Origin of the sequence: Pandoraea sp. PE-S2R-1 (assembly GCF_002179865.1) — a bacterium.
Taxonomy (GTDB): Bacteria; Pseudomonadota; Gammaproteobacteria; order Burkholderiales; family Burkholderiaceae; genus Pandoraea.
This window is the reverse complement of sequence record NZ_NGUR01000012.1, coordinates 63252-82385: the sequence shown is the minus strand read 5'-3', so window position 1 is coordinate 82385 and position 19134 is coordinate 63252. Positions and strand designations below refer to the sequence as shown.

The 19134-nt window shown below is 61.8% G+C and carries 17 protein-coding genes; 6 read left to right on the top strand and 11 right to left on the bottom strand.

Annotated elements, in window-relative coordinates; all coding sequences use genetic code 11:
- Positions 1 to 26 precede the first annotated feature (26 nt).
- The 4 genes from rplI to CDV44_RS15545 all read left to right on the top strand — a co-directional run bounded on the left by rplI (position 27) and on the right by CDV44_RS15545 (position 3937).
- Positions 27 to 479: a 50S ribosomal protein L9 gene (gene rplI / locus CDV44_RS15560; RefSeq protein WP_087688847.1), complete on the top strand. Its 453-nt coding sequence runs from the start codon at positions 27 to 29 to the stop codon at positions 477 to 479.
- Positions 480 to 805: 326 nt separating this feature from the next.
- On the top strand, positions 806 to 2173 hold the full coding sequence (locus tag CDV44_RS15555) for a replicative DNA helicase (protein WP_058380343.1): 1368 nt from the start codon (positions 806 to 808) through the stop codon (positions 2171 to 2173).
- 113 nt (positions 2174 to 2286) lie between these two features.
- Positions 2287 to 2913 carry a DUF47 domain-containing protein gene (locus CDV44_RS15550; protein WP_058379040.1) on the top strand — a complete coding sequence of 209 codons (627 nt, stop codon included), beginning with the start codon at positions 2287 to 2289 and terminating at the stop codon, positions 2911 to 2913.
- 13 nt (positions 2914 to 2926) lie between these two features.
- Complete coding sequence (locus tag CDV44_RS15545; protein ID WP_058379039.1) at positions 2927 to 3937, top strand: inorganic phosphate transporter; 1011 nt, start codon at positions 2927 to 2929, stop codon at positions 3935 to 3937.
- A gap of 336 nt (positions 3938 to 4273) precedes the next feature.
- Here the strand turns inward: CDV44_RS15545 and CDV44_RS15540 are convergent, their stop codons facing one another.
- From CDV44_RS15540 to CDV44_RS15490, 11 genes are all read right to left on the bottom strand, one after another.
- Positions 4274 to 5128: a C40 family peptidase gene (locus tag CDV44_RS15540; protein WP_087688846.1), complete on the bottom strand. Its 855-nt coding sequence runs from the start codon at positions 5126 to 5128 to the stop codon at positions 4274 to 4276.
- A gap of 241 nt (positions 5129 to 5369) precedes the next feature.
- On the bottom strand, positions 5370 to 7109 hold the full coding sequence (locus CDV44_RS15535; RefSeq protein WP_087688845.1) for a PhoH family protein: 1740 nt from the start codon (positions 7107 to 7109) through the stop codon (positions 5370 to 5372).
- 366 nt (positions 7110 to 7475) lie between these two features.
- A complete protein-coding gene (locus CDV44_RS15530; RefSeq protein WP_058379037.1) occupies positions 7476 to 7937 on the bottom strand; it encodes a peroxiredoxin in 462 nt (153 codons plus the stop codon).
- A 68-nt stretch (positions 7938 to 8005) separates the two neighbouring features.
- Positions 8006 to 8911, bottom strand: a complete 906-nt coding sequence (locus CDV44_RS15525) for a polysaccharide deacetylase family protein (protein WP_087688844.1) — start codon at positions 8909 to 8911, stop codon at positions 8006 to 8008.
- A gap of 243 nt (positions 8912 to 9154) precedes the next feature.
- Entirely contained in the window at positions 9155 to 10198 is a 1044-nt protein-coding gene (locus CDV44_RS15520) for a bifunctional UDP-4-keto-pentose/UDP-xylose synthase (RefSeq protein ID WP_058379035.1), read from the bottom strand.
- Positions 10199 to 10205: 7 nt separating this feature from the next.
- The gene (locus tag CDV44_RS15515; RefSeq protein WP_087688843.1) at positions 10206 to 11111 is read right to left on the bottom strand and encodes a formyltransferase; all 906 of its coding nucleotides are present in this window, start codon (positions 11109 to 11111) and stop codon (positions 10206 to 10208) included.
- Positions 11112 to 11134: 23 nt separating this feature from the next.
- On the bottom strand, positions 11135 to 12202 hold the full coding sequence (locus tag CDV44_RS15510; RefSeq protein WP_087688842.1) for a glycosyltransferase: 1068 nt from the start codon (positions 12200 to 12202) through the stop codon (positions 11135 to 11137).
- Positions 12199 to 13365, bottom strand: a complete 1167-nt coding sequence (locus CDV44_RS15505) for a DegT/DnrJ/EryC1/StrS aminotransferase family protein (RefSeq protein WP_087688841.1) — start codon at positions 13363 to 13365, stop codon at positions 12199 to 12201. The genes CDV44_RS15510 and CDV44_RS15505 overlap by 4 nt, the downstream gene beginning before the upstream one ends.
- A gap of 36 nt (positions 13366 to 13401) precedes the next feature.
- The gene (locus CDV44_RS15500; RefSeq protein ID WP_058379032.1) at positions 13402 to 13773 is read right to left on the bottom strand and encodes an SMR family transporter; all 372 of its coding nucleotides are present in this window, start codon (positions 13771 to 13773) and stop codon (positions 13402 to 13404) included.
- A 248-nt stretch (positions 13774 to 14021) separates the two neighbouring features.
- Positions 14022 to 15743, bottom strand: a complete 1722-nt coding sequence (locus CDV44_RS15495) for a glycosyltransferase family 39 protein (protein ID WP_371328773.1) — start codon at positions 15741 to 15743, stop codon at positions 14022 to 14024.
- 32 nt (positions 15744 to 15775) lie between these two features.
- The gene (locus tag CDV44_RS15490; protein WP_087688839.1) at positions 15776 to 16162 is read right to left on the bottom strand and encodes an Mth938-like domain-containing protein; all 387 of its coding nucleotides are present in this window, start codon (positions 16160 to 16162) and stop codon (positions 15776 to 15778) included.
- Positions 16163 to 16531: 369 nt separating this feature from the next.
- On the opposite strand from CDV44_RS15490, the gene CDV44_RS15485 reads away from it, so the two are divergent.
- Together CDV44_RS15485 and CDV44_RS15480 are read left to right on the top strand one after the other, a co-directional pair.
- Positions 16532 to 17758, top strand: a complete 1227-nt coding sequence (locus CDV44_RS15485) for a pyridoxal phosphate-dependent aminotransferase (RefSeq protein ID WP_170936004.1) — start codon at positions 16532 to 16534, stop codon at positions 17756 to 17758.
- 37 nt (positions 17759 to 17795) lie between these two features.
- Positions 17796 to 19106, top strand: a complete 1311-nt coding sequence (locus tag CDV44_RS15480) for a homoserine dehydrogenase (protein ID WP_087688838.1) — start codon at positions 17796 to 17798, stop codon at positions 19104 to 19106.
- The last annotated feature ends 28 nt before the right edge of the window (positions 19107 to 19134 follow it).

The window sequence follows — 19134 nt, the reverse complement described above, 5'->3', positions numbered from 1 at the left end:
CGCCAGTCGACGAAGGAGAATAGATAATGCAAGTGATTCTGCTGGAAAAAGTCGTCAACCTGGGTAACCTGGGCGACATCGTGAAGGTCAAGGATGGTTTCGCACGTAACTTCCTGATCCCGAACAAGAAGGCTCGCCGTGCCACGAAGGACGCGATCGCCGAATTCGAAGTTCGCCGCGCCGAACTGGAAAAGGCTGCTGCTGAGAAGCTGGCCGGTGCACAAGCCGAAGGCGAAAAGCTGTCGGGTCTGACCGTGCAAATCTCGCAGAAGTCGGGTGTTGACGGCCGTCTGTTCGGTTCGGTCACCAACCACGACATCGCTGAAGCGCTGGCTGGTCAAGGCTTCAAGATCGAGAAGATGCAAGTGCGTCTGCCGAATGGCCCGCTGAAGACCGTGGGTGATTTCCCGGTTCAGGTCGCGCTGCACACCGACGTCGTCGTCGATGTGACCGTCTCGGTCCTGGGCGAGCACGCCTAAGTATTACGCGTCAGCTTCCCGACGCGTTGAAAAGACGGAAGCCGGTCCGCCGGCTTCCGTTTTTTTATGTCCGTCTGTTCTGTCCGTGCAGTTTTCGTTGCTGCACAAAGATCACTGCCGTGATTGCCCGTCTGATCTCGCTCCCGCCGACCGCCTTCCGGTTGCGCGTTCCGTTCCACGTTCGTTACGTTCGATAGCTCCGACTTATGCTGCCTCCCGGGAAACTGCTGGACAAATCTCGTTCGGGAAAATCGTCGCGCAAGCGAGAATTTTCCGGTCAGGATCGCGACAATGGCGGATCGCACGAGCACGGTATAATGCCCGGCATGAACGCGCCCGATCCCCAGCTCGACTCCCTGAAGGTGCCGCCGCACTCCATCGAAGCGGAACAATCCGTGCTCGGTGGGTTGCTGCTCGATAACGGCGCCTGGGATCGTATCGGCGACTTTCTTTCCGAATGGGACTTCTACCGCTTTGACCACCGGCTGATTTATCAGCATATCGGCCGGCTCATCGCGAGCGACCGTCCGGCCGACGTCATCACCGTCTTTGAATCGCTGACGAGTGCAGGCAAAGGCGAAGATGTCGGTGGTCTGGCTTACCTGAATGCCCTCGCACAGAACACGCCGAGTGCGGCGAACATTCGCCGTTACGCGGAAATCGTGCGCGACCGCGCGGTGCTTCGCAAACTGGTGACGGTTGCCGACGAGATCGCGTCCGACGCTTTCAATCCGCAGGGCAAGGAAGTGCGGCAGATGCTCGACGCGGCCGAGGCGAAAGTGTTCGCCATCGCCGAAGAAGGCTCGCGCAGTGCCACCGGTTTTCTCGAACTGCAACCGCTGCTCACGCAAGTGGTGGAGCGCATCGACGAGCTGTACCACCGCGAAGGCGGTAGTGACATCACCGGCATTCCGACCGGCTTCGTCGATCTCGATCGCATGACCTCGGGCTTCAACGGTGGCGATCTGATCATCGTGGCCGGCCGTCCGTCGATGGGTAAGACGACCTTCTCGATGAACATCGGCGAACATATCGCCGTGGAAGAAGGGCTGCCTGTCGCCGTGTTCTCGATGGAAATGCCGGGGACGCAGCTGGCCATGCGTATGTTGGGTTCGGTCGGGCGTCTCGATCAGCATCGCTTGCGTACCGGCAAGCTGGTCGATGAAGACTGGCCGAAGCTCACGCACGCGATGCAGAAGATGAACGAGACGCAGCTTTTCGTCGACGAGACGCCTGCACTCAACCCGATGGAATTGCGAGCCCGTGCGCGTCGTCTGGCACGTCAGTGCGGCAAGCTTGGGTTGATCATCATCGATTACTTGCAGCTGATGAGCGGTTCGGGCAACGGTGAGAACCGTGCGACTGAAATTTCCGAAATTTCGCGTTCGCTCAAGGGGCTCGCCAAAGAACTGAACGTCCCCGTGATTGCGCTCTCGCAGCTCAACCGAAGCCTCGAACAACGCCCGAACAAGCGCCCGGTCATGTCCGACCTGCGTGAATCGGGCGCCATCGAACAGGATGCCGACATCATCCTGTTCATCTATCGCGACGAAGTGTATAACCCCGATACGCCCGACAAGGGCACCGCCGAGATCATCATCGCCAAGCAGCGTAATGGTCCTATCGGTGCGGTTCGCCTGGCGTTCATCGGTGCGTACACCAAGTTCGACAATCTGGCCGGCCCCCAATACTGACGCGAAATTACTGCCTGTTTGAGAAGGCGTGCGGTGACGCACGCCCGCAACAGGGTAGAATGTGACGTTTTTGTGTCGACCAGTCCCCACTCAATACCCGGAGTTTCCCAATAATGTTCGGTCGCTTCATGCCCACCGAGGGCAAGTTCTTTGACCTGTTCAACCAGCACGCGGAGTGCATGATTGCCGGCAGCCGAGAGCTTGCCGCCATGCTCAACGACCTGCCGAACGCAGAGTCCCGTACCGTCGCCGTGCAGAACAGCGAAAAGAAGGCGGATCGCATCACGCACGAGACAATCGACCTGATGCACAAGACGTTCATCACGCCGTTTGATCGCGATGAGATCCATAAGCTGATCAGTACCATGGACGACATCCTGGATCTGATGGAAGACGTGGCGACGGCTGTCTGGATGTATGACATCAAGAGCGTGCCCACCGAGGCACGTCAGCTCGGCGAGATCTGCGTGAAGTGCTGCGAGCGCGTGCAAAGCGCCGTGGCGCTGCTCAACGACATGGATCGTGCCCGCGACATCCTGAAGTTGTGCGAAGAAATCGACGGTCTCGAATCGGAAGCCGACCGCCTGCTGCGCGGTTCGCTCTCGAAGCTGTTCCGCGAAGAAGCCGATGTGAAAGAGCTGATCAAGCAGAAGGCTGTGTCGGAATTGCTCGAGTCGGTGACCGACAAGTGCGAAGACGTTGCCAACATCATCGAAGGCATTGTGTTGGAAAACGCCTGAGCGGAGACGATTGATGGCAACGCTTCACATCAGCCTCTGGCTGGTCGGACTATTGGTCGCGCTGGCGCTTCTGTTCGACTTCATGAACGGCTTCCACGACGCCGCCAACTCGATCGCTACGGTGGTCTCGACGGGCGTGCTGAAGCCGCATCAGGCGGTGGCTTTCGCCGCCATGTTCAACATCATCGCGCTGTTCGTCTTTCACCTGAAAGTCGCGGCGACGGTGGGCAAGGGCACCGTCCACCCGGAGATCGTCGATCACTATGTGATCTTCGGTGCACTGGTCGGGGCGATCGCCTGGAACATCATCACCTGGTACTACGGCATTCCGTCGAGCTCCTCGCACGCCCTGATCGGTGGTCTGGTCGGTGCGGCAGTGGCCAAGGCGGGCACCGGGTCGCTCGTCGCGAGCGGTCTGCTGCAAACGGTCGCGTTTATTTTCGTGTCGCCGCTGCTCGGCTTCGTGCTTGGCTCGTTCTTCATGCTGCTGGTGTCGTGGCTGTTCTTCCGAACGCCACCGGCACGGGTCGACCGCTGGTTCCGTCGTCTGCAACTGGTTTCGGCCGGGATGTATAGCCTCGGGCACGGCGGTAACGATGCGCAGAAGACCATCGGTATCATCTGGATGCTGCTGATCGCTGCGGGCATGTGGCCGCAAGAAGCGGCTGAACCGCCCCTGTGGGTGATCGTCGGCTGCTATCTGGCCATCGGTCTGGGAACGATGTTCGGCGGCTGGCGCATCGTGCGCACGATGGGTCAGAAGATCACGAAGCTCAAACCGGTCGGCGGCTTCTGCGCTGAGACGGGCGGGGCGTTCACGCTGTTCTTCGCCTCGTGGCTCGGCGTGCCGGTCTCGACGACGCACACGATTACCGGCGCCATCGTCGGTGTCGGCGCCACGCGCAAACTCTCGGCCGTGCGCTGGGGAGTGGCAGGTAACATCGTCTGGGCCTGGGTGCTCACCATTCCGGCGTCGGCGTTCATTGCCGCCATCGCCTGGTGGGTCGGCAAGCAGATCCTGTAAGGTCAGTTCCGGCAAAACAAAAAAGCGGCTTCGGCCGCTTTTTTGTTGCCCGTCGTGCGTGACGTGGTGAGCATTGCGATGATCTATCGGTGTCATCGCGACAATCAATTTCAATAGCTAATTGCAATTGATTATCATTTGTCCATAGCGTTTAATTGCATGGCAAAGGAGCCCAACATGACCACGATGATCCAACGTTCGCTGCGTATTCGCCCGCTGGCTACCCTGATGGGCGTCGCCATTAATGTTGGTGGTGCCGCAACCTTGCTTGCGCATTTGCACTGATCCGGCAAGACAAGGCCGAACGGGGTGCAATACCTCGTCGGCCAGAAGTCGTTACATCGAACTGTTGGCGAATCGTGCGATGGGGTCGTCGTCCTGAGCGGGCGACGGGGCCAGATTGGCCGTGCGATTCGGTGGTGCCGCTTGCGGTGCCACTTGTGGTGTTTCGAGCGGCGAGGGCGTCGCTGACGTCAACGGACGGTTCGGTGCGGTGTTCATCGGCACGACTGGCAGTGGTGCCGTTGCCGGCGTCTGTGCCGCCACCGTATCCGGTGCGGAACGGTTCACGTAAGTCGTATTGCCTGCCGGCGCCTTGTTGGCCGCCACGCGCCGGACGCCATCGATGCGGCGTGCCCAGTACGGGATGTACAGGCTTTCCAGCCGTACTGTCCCGCCCGTATTCGGCGCGTGCACGAATTTCCCCTGACCGACATAGATACCCACGTGCGAGTGGGCGCGTCCCGTCGTATTGAAGAAGATGAGGTCGCCGGAGGCGAGGTCGTCGCGTTCGAGCGGCGTACCGATGCTGCTCATGTCGGCGGTCGTGCGCGGCAGATTCACGCCAGCGGCGCGCGCCACCACATAACGAACCAGACCGCTGCAATCGAAACCGGAATCCGGCGTATTGCCGCCGTAACGGTAAGGAATGCCGACGAGACTCATCGCCTCGATCGTGATTTCCTCCTGCCCGGCGCTACGCTCGGGGCCCATCGTGCGGTTGCCGAAATTGGCGTTGCTGCCTTGGCGGACGCTGGGGCCGGAGGAGCAAGCCGCGACCAGTATGGTGACGGCCAGCGCGGCGACGCAACGTCCCGACAACCACGACAGTGACGGCAGCGCATGCGCACGCGGCGATGCCGGGTGGGCGGCGGTGGAGCGATGAATGCGGAAGGGGCGCTGGATTCGCATGCGCCGAGTTTACGACGCTTACCGGGCGAATGCATCGCATAAGTGCCGAAATCCGGACTTTTTGTGGCGTCGAGGTCACAAAACAGGCAGTTCCCGGGTGATTTTGTCAGCGCCGCGCCATCAATGCTGCGTTTGGACTGCGAGGTCGGTGGAGATGACTGACCGTTCGACAACTTTTCAACAGGCATAAAAAACGGCGCCCGAAGGCGCCGTCATCGCTGCGAGTGAAGCTTCGCCAGCGTTACAGGATTTCTGCTGCGTAATCGGCCAGACGCGAACGCTCACCACGTGCGAGCGTCACGTGACCGCTGTGACCCCAGCCCTTGAAGCGATCCACGACGTAGGTCAGACCCGAGCTGCCTTCGGTCAGATACGGCGTGTCGATCTGCGCGATGTTGCCCAGGCAGATCAGCTTGGTGCCAGGACCGGCGCGCGTCACAAGCGTCTTCATCTGCTTCGGCGTCAGATTCTGCGCCTCATCGATGATGACGAACTTGTTCACGAACGTGCGGCCGCGCATGAAGTTCATGCTCTTGACCTTGAGTCGCGAGCGAATCAGTTCCTGCGTGGCTGCGCGGCCCCATTCACCGGCGGAGTCGTCGGTCTTTTGCAGCACTTCGAGGTTGTCGTCGAATGCGCCCATCCACGGTTGCATCTTCTCTTCCTCGGTACCCGGCAGGAAGCCGATATCTTCACCGACGGGCACGGTTGCGCGCGTGATGATGATCTCGTTGTAGCGCTTCTCGTCGAGCGTCTGCGCCAGACCGGCCGCCAGCGCCAGCAGCGTTTTGCCGGTGCCTGCCTGACCCAGCAGCGTGATGAAGTCGATTTCCGGATTCATCAGCAGGTTCAGCGCAAAGTTCTGCTCGCGGTTGCGCGCCGTGATACCCCACACGTTGTTCTTGTGGTGACCGTAGTCGCGCAGCGTCTGCAACAACGCCGTCTTGCCGTTGATCTCGCGCACCTGAGCGTAGAACGGCGCTTCGCCGTTATTCGTCTCGAGATACACGAACTGGTTGATGAGGAAGCTGGTGCACGACGGCCCGGTGATGCGGTAGAACGTGGTGCCGGTGCGGTTGTCCTGCCAGCTTTCCATGCCCTTGCCGTGCTTCGTCCAGAAGTCCGGCGGCAGGGACATCACGCCCGAGTAGAGCAGATCGCTGTCCTCGAGCACCTTGTCGTTGAAGTAGTCTTCCGCCGGCAGGCCGAGCGCATGCGCCTTGACGCGCATGTTGATGTCCTTCGACACCAGCACGACCTGACGATCGCGGAACTTGTCCTGCAAGGCACGCACGACGCTCAGAATCTGATTGTCGGCCTTGCCCTGCGGCAGCCCTTCGAGCGGCGGCGGTTCGGGCAGGTCGGTCTGGAAGTACAGGCGGCCCGTGGCGTCCTTGTTGCCAAGGCGCGAGAGCGGAATGCCCTCGGACATCGACTTCGTGCCGCTTTCGGCGACCAGCCCGTCGAGCGTACGGCTCACCTGACGCGCATTGCGCGCCACTTCCGACATGCCCTTCTTGTGATTGTCGAGCTCTTCCAACGTCATCATCGGCAGATAGACGTCGTGCTCTTCAAAGCGGAACAGGCTGCTCGGGTCGTGCATGAGCACATTCGTGTCGAGCACGAAGAGCTTGGCCGGTTCCAGGTCTTTCACGCGCGCGCGTTTCGCGCCGTTGGCCGGTGCGGGCGCCTTCACCGCCTTGAGCGGCGTATTCGCGCCTGACGGGTCGGCTACAGGTGCCGAACGCGGCGAGCGTGCAACAGCGGGTGGCGACTGAGGTGCAGTCTGCGCCACGGGTGATGTCGTGGGGACGACCTTCAATTCGGCCGTACCAGCCGCACCAGACGATTCGCCCAGTGCATGTTGTTCAGACGAGGGGATCGGTTTCTTGGCCTCCGTGCGCGAAGGTTTGAGGCGAGTGGGGAATTGTTCCGGGGCAAGCAGCGTGCCCGGTTTGGTCGGCGCCGATGGCAATGGCATAGATTTCCCGTTCAAGAAAACACAACACTACTCGGCCGGGACAGACCGCAATACATCACATCCCGGCAACAAAAAAGCCGCCTGCCCGGACGCACCGGAGAGGCGGCTTGGCTGAAGGCGCCGCCGTGGCGACGCCTGCAATAGTCTCGTTCAATGCGCTTGATCATTACGACCGACTATAACGTCTCTGACGGTGCTTGTATAGCGTCGAATCACCTGACTGGCGGCGTCGTCGACGCTTTGGCAACACGTTCGCGAATAGCGCTCGGACGCTGACGCTCAGGTCGGCCGGACATTGCCCGGCACCGTTGGGTCAACGCTGCATCAGCGCTGCATCATCGCTACGCCGATGCGCCATTTTCACCTTCAGAGTGCCTTGACGGCAGCGAGCACATCGCTGACGTGGTCCGGCACGCGCACGCCACGCCATTCCAGACGCAGCACACCCTTTTCGTCGATCACGAACGTACTGCGTTCGATCCCCATATGTTCTTTGCCATACAGTTTTTTCAGCTTGATGACACCGAACAACTTGCACACCGCTTCGTCGCCATCGGAGATCAGCGGGAAGGGCAGTTCGAGCTTGCGCTGGAAATTCTCGTGCGAGCGCAGACTGTCGCGCGACACGCCGACGATCTGCGCGCCGGCCGCCTGAAACTCGGCGTAGCTATCGCGAAAGTTCATGCCCTCGGTGGTGCAGCCGGGCGTGTTGTCTTTCGGATAAAAATAGATCACTACCTTCTGGCCACGATGGGCCTTGAGCGAGAAGTCGCCGCCAGTGGCCGGTGCGGTGAAGTCAGGCACGAGAGTGTCGATGGCTACCGTCACGTTGGTCTCCTTGGGGTGGCCGTTCAAGGCCGGAAAAGGGAATCTGGGGGGATCGCGGGAAAGCGGGTTCAGGCGGCTGCCTGGCCCTCGAGAATCAAGTCGCCCGAGCGGCCCTGGACTTCGCCCCACATCACCGGACGTGCCGGCAGGCTGGCAAGATCGAGCGTCTCGTAGTACTGACCCATGGTCACCAGATCATGCCCCTGGCGACGCCATCCGGCCAGCACCTGGCGGAACAGTGGGGCAAGCTTCTGACCTTCAAGTTCCGCGTGCAGCGTGAACACGTGATCTTGCGCCGGATCGCGAGTCAGGGCAAGCAGGTGTTCGGCCACGGCATTCGCGTCGCGGTCATCGACGCCGAGCAGTTCGTCGACCGTCGGCAGCGTCGTGGGCATCTGCACGTGATTCAGGCGCACGCCGTCGACGATCGGGTAATGCGGGGCGTGGCCGCGCCCGTCGGACGAATACTTCATGCCCCAGGCGTCGATCTGGCGAAACGCGTGGTTGTTCATCTGCCAGCCGGCCGCGCCGTGCGTCACCGGCGGTGCACCGAAGATCTGGCCGAAGCGGGCGTAGGCCTGTGACATCTGGCGTTGCGTCCAATCGGCGTCACGTCCGCGCACATTGTCCTGCCAGTACGTGTGGTCCCACGTGTGGATGCCGGTCTCGTGGCCGGCGGTCTGCACGGTGCGCATGACGTCGGCCGCACGCAGGCCGATATCGGGCCCGGGCAGCAGCGTGCCGTACATCAGCGTCTTGAAGCCGTAATGCTCAACCACCGACGTGCGCGAAACCTTTTTCAGAAAGCCGGGACGGAAGACGCGCTTGAGCGCCCAACCGGTATGGTCCGGCCCCAGGCTGAACAGGAAGGTGGCCTGCGCCTGATGCTCCGCCAATGCGGCGAGCAGGTTGGGCACGCCTTCGCGAGTACCGCGCAGGGTGTCGACGTCAATCTTCAGGACAATCTTGGCCATAGCCGTCCTCGTGTGGGGCATCGTGGCACGCCGGGTGCCCGATGTTGCGGATGCCGCGAAAACATTAGCTGCGCACGCGATGCCCGGGCGATTCACGAGCCATTCGCGGGAAATGCGCAGGCATTACGTAGACATTACGTAGGAAATACCGAGTCAAAAACGCCCGATGCGCCAGGGGCGCACCGGGCGTGCAGTGCGATTCATGCAACGAGACCCGCCACCATGGGGGAGCGGGTCTGATGCTTACTCGACCAGTCGGCGAGCTTCGGCGACGTGGCCGCGATATGCTTCGAAGATCTTGCGCAGGGCGTCATCCATCGTCGTGGTCGGTGCCCAGCCCAGTTCCTGCATCGTGTTTTCGATCTTCGGCACACGGTTCTGCACGTCCTGGTAGCCGGTGCCGTAGTAGGCGTCCGACGACGTTTCGACGATCTGAACCTTCTTGGCCGTCTCGGCGTACTCGGGGAATTCGCCGGCCAGCTTCAGCATCATGTTGGCCAGTTCGCGCACCGAGAAGTTGTTCTTCGGGTTGCCGATGTTGTAGATCTTGCCGCTGGCAACGTTGTTCTTGTTGTCGATGATGCGCACGAGCGCGTCGATACCGTCATCGATGTCCGTGAACGCGCGCTTCTGGCTGCCGCCGTCGACCAGGCTGATGTTCTCGCCACGGGCGATGTGACCCAGGAACTGCGTGACCACGCGCGACGAACCTTCCTTCGGCGTGTAGATCGAGTCCAGGCCGGCGCCAATCCAGTTGAACGGGCGGAACAGCGAGAAGTTCAGGCCTTCCTGCATGCCGTAGCCCCAGATCACACGATCCATGAGCTGCTTCGAGCAGGCGTAAATCCAGCGCGGCTTGTTGATCGGGCCGTAGATCAGCGGCGAGTTTTCCGGGTCGAATTCACCGTCGGTGCACATGCCGTAGACCTCGGAGGTCGACGGGAACACCAGATGCTTGCCGTACTTCACGGCCGAGCGAACGATCGGCAGGTTCGCCTCGAAGTCGAGTTCGAACACGCGCAGCGGCGCCTTCACGTAGGTTGCCGGCGTTGCAATGGCCACCAGCGGGAGAATCACGTCGCACTTGCGAATGTGGTACTCGACCCATTCCTTGTTGATCGTGATGTCGCCTTCGAAGAAGTGCATGCGCTCGTGGTTGATCAGATCGCCAAGGCGGTCCGTGAGCATGTCCATGCCATAAACTTCCCAGTCGGTCGTCTCCAGGATGCGTTTCGACAGATGGTGGCCGATGAACCCGTTGACACCGAGAATCAGGACTTTTTTCATATTACGGTCAGTGATTGAGCTGGGAAAACTGTGTCGGCGTGACAACCTTGCCGTCCAGCGTTAGTTCATGAATGACGAGGGCATTTCCGTCGCCGCAAACGCCAAGGAGCGCATTATCCACTACTTGCACGCCGCAGGGCAAACCGGCGGGGGCGGGCGCCCGTGACAGGCGGGCCCGCGTGACCACCCAGCGGCGCTCGCCGACATCGGTAAACGCGCCCGGATACGGCGGGGCGACCGCACGAATCAGGTTATAGACCTCGACGGCAGGCTTCGTCCAGTCGATACGGCCGTCTTCCGGCTTGCGGCCGCCAAAATAGCTGCCTTCGGCCAAATTGTTGGCGTGGCGGGGCGCCGTGCCCGCCAGCAGTGCCGGCAGGCAACGCCAGAGCGTCTGCTCGGCGGCCACCGTGACTTTCTCGAACACCTCGCCCGCCGTGTCGTCCGGCAGGATGGGCACCGACGTCTGGTCGATGATGGCGCCCGCGTCCGGCTTGAGGGCCATCTCGTGCAGCGTGGCACCCGTTTCCGTTTCACCCTTCAAAACCGCCCAGTTTACCGGCACGCGGCCGCGATACTTCGGCAGCAGCGAGCCGTGCATGTTGAACGCCCCCTTCGGGGCGATCGCCAGCACCGGCACCGGGATCATGTGGCGGTAATAGAACGAGAAGATGAAATCCGGTGCGACGGCGGCGATCTGGGCCGCCAGCGCGGGATCGGCCGGATCGTCGGGCGTGATGACCGGAATGCCGTGCTCGGCGGCGACCGAGGCCACGCTGCCGAACCAGATGTTCTCGTTCGGGTTGTCCTGATGGGTCACCACGAGCGCGACATCGACGCCGCGTGCGAGCAGCACTTGCAGGCAGCGCACGCCGACGTTGTGATAAGCGAATACGACAGCTTTGGAACTCATGACGTGTGTAATTTCCGGGCCTGTCAACGTGCGCCCGTGCGATGGGCGGGGCTGTCCGATGCGGCATCCTGCGCGGCGTCCGCACCCAGTTCCGTCGCGCCGGCGGCCGAGCTGTTCGAACTATTCGACAGGGCTGCCGTGGCGGCACTGCGGCCCGACTGCTCTTGCAGCACGGCTTGCACCAGATAGCGCGGACGCTGACGCACCTGCTGATAGATACGGCCGATGTACTCGCCGAGCAAGCCCATGCCGAACAGAATCACGCCGAGCAGGCAGAACGTAACAGCAAACAGGGTGAATACGCCCTGGACTTCCGAGCCGAACAGGAAACGGCGTGCCATCAGCACGACGAACAGCACGCCCGACGCGGCGGACAACGTAATGCCCACGCCCGAGAGCCATTGGAGCGGCACGACCGAGAAACCGGTCACCAGATCGAAGTTCAGGCGAATCAGGCTATAGAGCGAGTATTTCGACTCGCCGGCAAAGCGTTCTTCGTGCGCGACGTGCACTTCGGTCGGATTCTGCGCAAAGGTGTAAGCCAGCGCCGGGATGAACGTGTTGATCTCGCGGCACTGATTGACGGTGTCCACGATATGGCGGCTGTAGCCGCGCAGCATGCAGCCCTGATCGGTCATGCGGATGCGCGTGATGCGCTCGCGCAGACGATTCATGAGGCGCGAGGCATTCCGGCGGAACCACGTGTCCTGACGGTTCATGCGGATCGTGCCCACATAGTCGTGACCGGCGGCCAGTTGATCGACCAGCTTGCCGATTTCTTCCGGCGGGTTCTGGAGGTCGGCGTCGAGCGTGATGACCCATTCGCCACGCGTGTGTTCGAAGCCCGCCAGAATGGCCATGTGCTGGCCATAGTTGCCGTTGAACAGCACGACGCGCGTCACGTCCGGGCGCAGGCGGTACTGTTCGGCAAGAATGGCGGCCGAGCGGTCGCGGCTGCCGTCATTGACGAACACCACTTCGTAGGTCAGCCCCAGTTGGTCGAGCGCCGGGTATAGCCGGGTGAAGAGGGCGGCGAGGCCAGCCTCTTCGTTATAAACCGGGATGACGACGGAGAGTTGTGGATGAGTCATTTTTGATGATTGGCGCTAATGGCGTTGACGGCGTCGCAAACGCGCGTGACGTCGTCGTTCGTCATGGCAGGGAACAGGGGCAGCGTGAGGAGCGAGCGACCCAGACGCTCGGTCTGCGGGAACTGCCCTTCGTGATGTCCAAGTGCCCGATACATTGTAAACAGGTGAATGGCGGGATAGTGTACGCCGCTGCCGATGCCGGCCGCCTTGAGCTTTTCCATGAAGTCGGCGCGGCTGATCGTCAGGCGATCCAGCGGCAGTTCGACCTGGAACATATGCCAGTTCGAGTTCTCGAAGTCGGCGGGCGGCAGGCCGAGGCCCAGCGCGGCGGCCGCACCGTTCGAGAGTCCCTTGAAATACAACTGGGCGAGTTCGGTGCGGCGGCGGTTGAATTCGGCGAGGTGCGGCATCTGGCCCACACCGACACGGGCGGCCACGTCGGTCAGGTTGTACTTGCCGCCGAGCACGTCGACATCCATGCCGTCCATGCCGATACGCGTCACGCCTTGCAGACGGTACTTCTCGGCCAGACGCGCTTCGTCCTCGTTGTTGAACACGAGGGCGCCGCCTTCGATCGACGTCAGGTTCTTGTTCGGATGGAAGCTGAACGAGATCAGATCGCCGAACGCGCCGATGCGCTTGCCCTTCCAGGTCGAGCCCATGGCCTGAGCCGCGTCTTCGATCACGCGCAGGTTGTGGCGGCGCGCGATGTCGTACAGACGATCCATATCGACCGGCAGCCCGGCGAGATAGACGGGGATGATGGCGCGCGTCTTCGGGGTGATCGCCTTTTCGAGCAGATCGAGATCGATGTTGCGCGTGGCCGGATCGACATCGACGAACACGGGCGTGGCGCCCACTTCGAGAATGACGTTCGCGGTAGCCACCCACGACAGCGGCGTGGTGATGACTTCGTCACCGCTTTGCACGCCGGCAATGCGCAGGCCGATTTCCAGCGTGGCCGTGCCCGAATTGAACGTGCGCACAGGGCGCCCGCCGAAAAATTCGGACAACGCTTGTTCGAAGGCCTTTACTTGCGGGCCCGAGGTGATCCAGCCCGAACGCAGCACTTCGGTGACGCCTGCAATGGTCGCGTCGTCGATGCTGGGCCGCGTGAACGGCAGGAACGGTTGATTGGCAGTGGGGGTCGCCGATTCGCTCATGGTAGTAGACAAGGCCTCAGGTAAGCGGCGCAGAGCTTAGCTGCGCGCAAGAATATAAACACCGACCAGAATGATGCCGATGGCGATGACACGTTGCATCGACAGGGTCTCGCCGAACAGGTACCACGCGGCAAACGCGTTCACCACGTAGCCGAGCGAGAGCATCGGGTAAGCAATCGAGACTTCAACGCGCGAGAGCGCCAGAATCCACACGACGACGCTGATGGCATAGCACACCAGGCCGCCCATGATCGGCACCTGCGTGGCGAGCTTGATGCCGATGGGCACGATGTTGGCGCGCGTGAATTCGAGCGCGCCGATGGAATTGGCGCCTGCCTTGAGCAACAGCTGGGCGCACGCGTTGAGCAGCACGCCCGTGAGAATAAGGGAAAACGTAGCGAGATTCATGGAACGTTTGTGAACGTTTGTGAATAATTATGGATGGCGTTCCTTGGCTGATCCTTAGGCCGCGCCCGCTGGCGCACGGCCCGAACGGCCCGGGTCACACCCCTGTCGATTTCAATAGTCCTGCGCACGCACCGACACTTTTCCGAAGGCAGGGGCTCCCCGCGAACCCCGTGCCTGATAATTTCGGATGTTGAGACGAATGCCGCGGCCGGTAGTCGAACCGGCGCTTGAAACGCACTATAAACGCGCTATTTTACGTTGTCTTGCGGAAGTGGTTTGCTAATAACAACGCGCCGGGCGTCGCGCGCGATGACACGCATGGGCAAGTGCTCGGCTTCAAGCTTGCCGAACGTGTCCGGATCGACCAGCGCGAGCGCCTTCGGATCGGCGCGCCAGCGCGTGTAAAAGTCGGCCAGCGTCGGTACCCATTTCTGTGGCTCCTGCTTTACGCCGAATTCGAGTTCGTCCGGGTGCTGCACCATGATCATGTCCGTGCCGAGATAGAACGGCATGGTGTGATCGAGCACATTGACTGAATAGAACGGCGTGCCGGGTCCGAGTCGCTGCATCTCCGCCTTGATGGCCGGCACCAGCAGCACGCCCGAGCTTTGCCGCCCGAAGACCTCGTGGCCCATGCCGCCGATGGTCGTGAGCAGCAACATGGCCGTGGCGAACATGATGACGGCCCGGCGGGCGCTATGGCGCGCGAGCCGCCAGGCGACCAGCGTGCCTACCAAACCGGCACCCAACGCGAAATACAGCCAGATCTGGAACGCCTTGTACAACTCGTTGGGGTTACGCACGCTGCCCGAACGGCCGACGAAGATCGCCACCATGACGAGCGCTGCGATCAGAAACACGGCATACCCGGCCAGATGCACACGCAACTGGTCACGGCGCATCTGCGCCAGATACAGGCCGAACAGCAGGGCCATGGCCGGCGCGATCGGCAGCAGGTACGAGATCAGCTTCGAGTGCGAGACGCTGAAAAAGACAAAGATGAAGATCGACCACGTCCACATCAGCACGGTCGGCGCGAAGCCGTTGGGCTGATGGGGCATGCGCCACGTGGCGCGCACGGTGCCGGGCAGTATCGACAGCCAGGGCAGGAAACCCACGAGGAACACCGGTACGAAGTACCAGAGCGCGCCGTCGCGGTTATGACCTTCCTCGGCGAAGCGGCGGAAGTGCTCGTTGATGAAGAAGAAATCAAAGAACTCGGGGTTGCGCATCTGCACGAGCACGAACCACGGCGCTGCGATCAGGAAGAACACGATCAGGCCGCTGCCGAGGTACAGGCGCTTCCACAGCGCCCAGTCGCGGGCGACGAGCGTGTAGAGCACGAGCACGGCGCCGGGCAGCACGATGCCCACAAGCCCCTTGCTCAACACGGCAAGCGCCATGGCGGCCCAGCACAGCCACATCCAGCCGCGCACCGACGGGCGGGGCAGTCCGGGGCGTTGCGCGAGCAGCAGGGCACACAGCGACAGCCCCATGAAGAACGACAGCCCCATGTCGAGCACGTTGAAGTGCCCGAGCAGCGCCCACAGCGGGGCGCTTGCCAGCGCGGCGGCGGCAAACAGGCCCACACGCGCGTTGAACACGCGCCGGCCGGTGTAGCCCACCATCAGCACGCCGGCGAAGCCGGTCAGAGCCGTCCAGAGTCGCGCCTGCCATTCGCCCAGACCGAACGCCGCGAACGTGAGCGCATTCATCCAGGTTTGCAGCGGCGGCTTCTCGAAATACTTGTAGCCGTTGTAGCGCGGCGTAATCCAGTCGCCCGTCGTCCACATCTCGCGCGCCATTTCGGCGTAGCGGCCTTCGTCGCTGGCGATCAGATGCCGATAATCCAGCATGCCGAACCATACGAGGGCAAAGCCGATGAGCAGCGTCCAGAACGCGGCGGGCGAGAGCGGGTACGGTGCAGCAGGAGAGAGGTCAGGGGGCAGCGGCGCGTGAGCGGCAGGCAGCCCTGAGTTCCCGGTCTTGGCGGGGGCGCGGGTCACTCAGGCATTCCGTTGTCGACGAGCACGACCAGTACGACGCGGCGGCCTTCACTCATCAGGATGTTGTAGGTGCGGCAGGCCGCTTGCGTATCCATCGAGTCGACGCCGATGCGCGTGCTGGTCAACGAGGCGGTGAGACGCGGGTGGGCGAAGCGCAGCCGCTCGCCGCTGCCGAAAATCACGACTTCCGGGTCGAGGGCACGTAAGGCTTCGAAATGGGCCGGCTCGAGCGCATCGAACGCCGATACCGGCCAGGCTTGAATCTCGCCCTCGGGCGCGACGATCACACTGTGGTTGTGACGCGTCTTGTTGATCTCGATATAACCCGGTCCGTAGCCGGTGACCGTGTTCAAGGCTTGCGAGGGGTCTTGGTGCAGTTTCACTTTCGGAGATTCCCTACCGGATGCGGACGGAATGGATAAGGGATAGAGACGGAGTGGCAGCAGATCGCTTGATGAACGGAACGGATTTATACGCTCGGCGCGGTCGGGCATCTTGCCTCGCGTGGCGGAAACCGTCAATGATGCATTGCCGAACTCTGTCATAATTGGCTAAATTATAGCTTTTTGCCGTACGCAGCACGGCAAACCGTTGCAGTGCGGCATTTGCGACACCGGAACCGGGGACATCGGGCATTTTGCCTGAGGATAGCCGGTCCGCTCAAATCCCGCCTGCGGTCCAAGCGTTGCGCCAGAGGTCGGCATGCCAGCCGCCCGTCAAGCCAGTCAAGCCAGTCAAGAATAACGACCGCCGTGAAACCGATCCTCAAATCGCAGAAATTGCAGAATGTCTGCTACGACATTCGTGGGCCCGTGCTTGAACATGCCAAGCGCATGGAAGACGAGGGTCATCGCATCATCAAGCTGAACATCGGCAATCTGGCGCCGTTCGGTTTCGAGCCGCCCGACGAGATCGTGCAGGACATGATCCGCAACCTGCCGAACTCGGCCGGTTACTCCGATTCGCGAGGCGTGTTCGCGGCGCGCAAGGCGATCATGCATTACGCCCAGCAGAAGGCCATCAAGGACGTGCAGCTCGACGACATCTACCTCGGCAACGGGGCGTCCGAGCTGATCGTGATGGCCATGCAGGCGCTGCTCAACGACGGCGACGAAGTGCTGGTGCCCGCGCCCGACTACCCGCTGTGGACGGCTGCCGTGAGTCTCTCGGGCGGCACGCCCGTGCACTATGTGTGCGACGAGCAAGCCGACTGGCAGCCGGATCTGGCCGACATTCGCAAGAAGATCACGCCGAACACGCGCGCGATCGTCGTCATCAACCCGAACAACCCCACCGGCGCGCTCTACACCGACGAAGTCCTCAAGGAAATCGTCTCCCTGGCGCGCGAGCACAAGCTGATCATCTACGCCGACGAGATCTACGACAAGATCATCTACGACGGCGCGACCCACACCTCGCTGGCCTCGCTCTCCGAAGACGTGCTCACCATCACGTTCAACGGCCTGTCGAAGAGCTATCGCGCGTGCGGCTACCGCGCGGGCTGGATGATCGTATCCGGCGACAAGCGCCCGGCGCGCGACTATATCGAGGGGCTCAACATCCTCGCGTCGATGCGCCTGTGCCCGAACGTGCCCGGCCAGTACGCGATTCAGACCGCACTGGGCGGCTATCAAAGCATCAAGGACCTGATCGTGCCGGGCGGACGCCTGTACGAGCAGCGTGAGATCGCGCACCGCATGCTTACCGCCATCCCCGGCGTGACGTGCGTGAAGCCCAAGGCGGCGCTGTATCTCTTCCCGCGTCTCGATCCGGCGGTGTACCCCATCGCCAACGATCAGGAGTTCATCCTCCAGTTGTTGCTCGAAGAAAAGGTCCTGCTGGTGCAGGGCAGCGGCTTCAACTGGATGCACCCCGACCATTTCCGCGTAGTGTTCCTGCCTCACGAGGGCGACCTGGAAGATGCCATCAGCCGCATTGCCCGCTTCCTTGACGGTTATCGCCGTCGCCACGGCAAGTGATGCGCACCAACCGATTTCGACTTTTGAGTAAAACTGCATGAAACCGATCAAATTGGGCCTGCTCGGCCTTGGCACGGTAGGCTACGGCACCTTTCAAGTGCTCGCACGCAACCAGGAAGAAATCCAACGTCGCGCTGGCCGGGGCATCGAGATTACCAAGGTCGCCGTGCGCAACGTCGAACGCGCCAAGGGCCTAGTAGGCAACGCCGCCGAAGTGACGGGCGATCCGTTCGAAGTGGTCAACGATCCGGCCATCGACGTGGTGGTCGAGACCATCGGCGGGTACGACCTCACCAAAGAGCTCGTCCTCAAGGCGATCGAGAACGGCAAGCACGTGGTCACGGCCAACAAGGCGCTGCTGGCGGTGTACGGCAACGAGATTTTTGCCGCTGCCCGCAAGGCCAATGTGATGGTCTCGTTCGAAGCTGCCGTCGCCGGCGGTATTCCGATCATCAAGGCCCTGCGCGAAGGCCTGACGGCCAACCGTATTCAGTGGATCGCCGGCATCATCAACGGCACCACGAACTTCATCCTCTCGGAGATGCGCGACAAGGGCATCGACTTCGACGTGGCCCTCGCCGACGCGCAGCGTCTGGGCTACGCAGAAGCCGACCCGACGTTCGACATCGAAGGCGTGGACGCCGCTCACAAGCTCACGCTGATGAGCGCCATCGCGTTCGGCGTGCCGGTGCAATTCGACCGCGCCTATGTGGAAGGCATCACCAAGCTGGCCGCCATCGACATCAAATACGCCGAAGAACTCGGCTATCGCATCAAGCTGCTGGGCATCACGCGCCGCACGGAAGCGGGGATCGAACTGCGCGTGCATCCGACGCTGATTCCGACCAAGCGCCTGATCGCCAACGTGGAAGGTGCGATGAACGCGGTGCTGGTGCAAGGCGACGCCGTCGGCGCCACGCTGTACTACGGCAAGGGCGCCGGTGCCGAGCCGACCGCCTCGGCGATCGTGGCCGACATCGTTGATGTGACGCGCCTGCAAACGGCCGATCCGGAACATCGCGTGCCGCATCTGGCGTTCCAGCACGACGCGCTATCGAACACCCCGGTGCTGTCGATGGACGAAGTCACCACCAGCTACTACCTGCGCCTGCGCGTGGTCGACCGGGCTGGCGTGATGGCAGAACTCACGCGCATTCTGGCGGATCTGGATATCTCGATCGACGCGTTGCTGCAAAAAGAGTCGCGCGAAGGCGAGCATCAGACCGACATCATCCTCCTGACGCATGTGACGCAAGAGAAGCACATCAATGCCGCCATCGCGAAGATCGAAGCGATGGGCACCGTACTCTCGAAGGTCACGCGTATCCGTATGGAGTCGCTGAGCTGAACGCTTGGCAGCGACTCGACACCACTGG

What these genes read in the sequence shown, in the direction of transcription:
- CDV44_RS15480 (WP_087688838.1), top strand. Translation starts at nt 17,796, where the DNA reads ATGAAACCGATCAAATTGGGCCTGCTCGGCCTTGGCACGGTAGGCTAC.
- CDV44_RS15540 (WP_087688846.1), bottom strand. Translation starts at nt 5,128, where the DNA reads ATGCGAATCCAGCGCCCCTTCCGCATTCATCGCTCCACCGCCGCCCAC.
- CDV44_RS15555 (WP_058380343.1), top strand. Translation starts at nt 806, where the DNA reads ATGAACGCGCCCGATCCCCAGCTCGACTCCCTGAAGGTGCCGCCGCAC.
- CDV44_RS15550 (WP_058379040.1), top strand. Translation starts at nt 2,287, where the DNA reads ATGTTCGGTCGCTTCATGCCCACCGAGGGCAAGTTCTTTGACCTGTTC.
- CDV44_RS15545 (WP_058379039.1), top strand. Translation starts at nt 2,927, where the DNA reads ATGGCAACGCTTCACATCAGCCTCTGGCTGGTCGGACTATTGGTCGCG.
- CDV44_RS15520 (WP_058379035.1), bottom strand. Translation starts at nt 10,198, where the DNA reads ATGAAAAAAGTCCTGATTCTCGGTGTCAACGGGTTCATCGGCCACCAT.
- rplI (WP_087688847.1), top strand. Translation starts at nt 27, where the DNA reads ATGCAAGTGATTCTGCTGGAAAAAGTCGTCAACCTGGGTAACCTGGGC.
- CDV44_RS15505 (WP_087688841.1), bottom strand. Translation starts at nt 13,365, where the DNA reads ATGAGCGAATCGGCGACCCCCACTGCCAATCAACCGTTCCTGCCGTTC.
- CDV44_RS15535 (WP_087688845.1), bottom strand. Translation starts at nt 7,109, where the DNA reads ATGCCATTGCCATCGGCGCCGACCAAACCGGGCACGCTGCTTGCCCCG.
- CDV44_RS15500 (WP_058379032.1), bottom strand. Translation starts at nt 13,773, where the DNA reads ATGAATCTCGCTACGTTTTCCCTTATTCTCACGGGCGTGCTGCTCAAC.
- CDV44_RS15525 (WP_087688844.1), bottom strand. Translation starts at nt 8,911, where the DNA reads ATGGCCAAGATTGTCCTGAAGATTGACGTCGACACCCTGCGCGGTACT.
- CDV44_RS15510 (WP_087688842.1), bottom strand. Translation starts at nt 12,202, where the DNA reads ATGACTCATCCACAACTCTCCGTCGTCATCCCGGTTTATAACGAAGAG.
- CDV44_RS15515 (WP_087688843.1), bottom strand. Translation starts at nt 11,111, where the DNA reads ATGAGTTCCAAAGCTGTCGTATTCGCTTATCACAACGTCGGCGTGCGC.